Origin of the sequence: Burkholderia sp. Ac-20349 (assembly GCF_017104865.1) — a bacterium.
GTDB lineage: Bacteria > Pseudomonadota > Gammaproteobacteria > Burkholderiales > Burkholderiaceae > Burkholderia > Burkholderia aenigmatica.
In genome coordinates this window covers 1-1269 of sequence record NZ_JAAGPM010000333.1, presented here as the reverse complement: position 1 = coordinate 1269, position 1269 = coordinate 1, and the positions used below count along the sequence as shown (strand labels likewise).

Below are 1269 nucleotides of genomic sequence, written 5' to 3'. Positions count from 1 at the left end.
CGAGCGCTGGGCCGGTGAGCTTGCCGATGCCGGCGACGACGGTCCCGAGCTGCCGGTGCGTGCGTGGCTCGACCGGTACGGGCACGTGACGCGCATCGACAGCGGGGCGGCCGGGCAACCTGAACTCGACGCGGCGCTGCACGCCGCACTCGTCGGCCGGGCGGTCGGCGCGGCGCCGCCACGCGGGATGGCGCAGCCGCTCGTCCTGCGCATGACGCTGACGGACGCGCGCTGATGCAGCGTCCGCATTTCAAGAGCAATCGAGAGGGCAGTCGAACGATGAAGACGAAGATGAAGATGCTGGCGATCGTGGCAGGCGGTCTCGTGCTGGCCGCGCCGCTCGTTGCGCACGCGCAGGACGACGTGATCGCGAATGCCGCGCAGGCGTCGGTCACGCAGGCCGATATCGCGGAGCTGTTGAAGGCGGTGAGCCCCGAAGGGCGCGAACGTCTCGCGGCCGATCCCGCGACGCTGGACCAGGTCGTGCGCTCGACGCTTGCGCAGAAGGCCGTGCTGGCCGAGGCGAAATCGAAGGGCTGGGACAAGCAGGCGCAGGTGCAGGCGGCTGTCGAGCAGGCGCAGCGCGATATCGTCGTACGCAGCTATCTGGCATCGGTGAATGCGCCGCCGGCCGACTATCCGTCGGACGCGGAGCTCCAGTCCGCGTATGACAAGAATCGCGCCGCGTTCACCGCGCCGCGCGCCTTGCACGTCGCGCAGATCTATATCGCGGTGCCGCCGAACGCGGATGCCGCGACGCTCGACAAGGCGCGCAAGCAGGCGGCCGATCTCGCGAACCGCGCGCGCAGTGGCGACTTCGCGGCGCTCGCAAAGGCGAACTCGCAGGACAAGGCGAGCGCCGCGAACGGCGGCGATCTCGGTTTCGTCCCCGATCAACTGATGGTGCCGGCGGTCCGGCAGGCGGCCGACGCGCTGAAGCCGGGCCAGGTTTCCGCGCCGATCCAGACGCCGGCCGGTTTTCATGTCGTGAAGCTGATCGACATCCGCGCGGCCGCGCCGCGCCCGCTGGCCGACGTGAAGGAGCAACTGCGCGCGATGCTGCGTGCGCAGCGCACCCAGCAGAATGCGCAGGCGTATCTCGCGAAGCTGGCGGCGAACGCGCCGATCAACGAAGACGCGCTGAAGAAAGCGCTCGCGTCTGCCCGGTAGGCACGCTCATGGCAATCGTCCGTTCGACACCGCGCGTCGACGCGCCCGACGCGCGCACGCCGGGGCGACGCCGCCCGGCCGCGGCCGCCGACCGCCCGC

1 protein-coding gene and 1 pseudogene are annotated in these 1269 nt (G+C 70.9%); both read left to right on the top strand.

Annotated features, from left to right (window positions below):
• Positions 1–235: pseudogene (locus G3N61_RS39055) on the top strand (hypothetical protein); the annotation flags it as partial.
• Between the two features lie 44 nt (positions 236–279).
• On the top strand, positions 280–1170 hold the full coding sequence (locus G3N61_RS39050) for a peptidylprolyl isomerase (protein WP_205825112.1): 891 nt from the start codon (positions 280–282) through the stop codon (positions 1168–1170).
• The last annotated feature ends 99 nt before the right edge of the window (positions 1171–1269 follow it).

Bases quoted from the DNA above. Each gene is read 5' to 3' on its own strand.
- G3N61_RS39050 (WP_205825112.1), top strand. From the start codon at position 280: ATGAAGACGAAGATGAAGATGCTGGCGATCGTGGCAGGCGGTCTCGTG.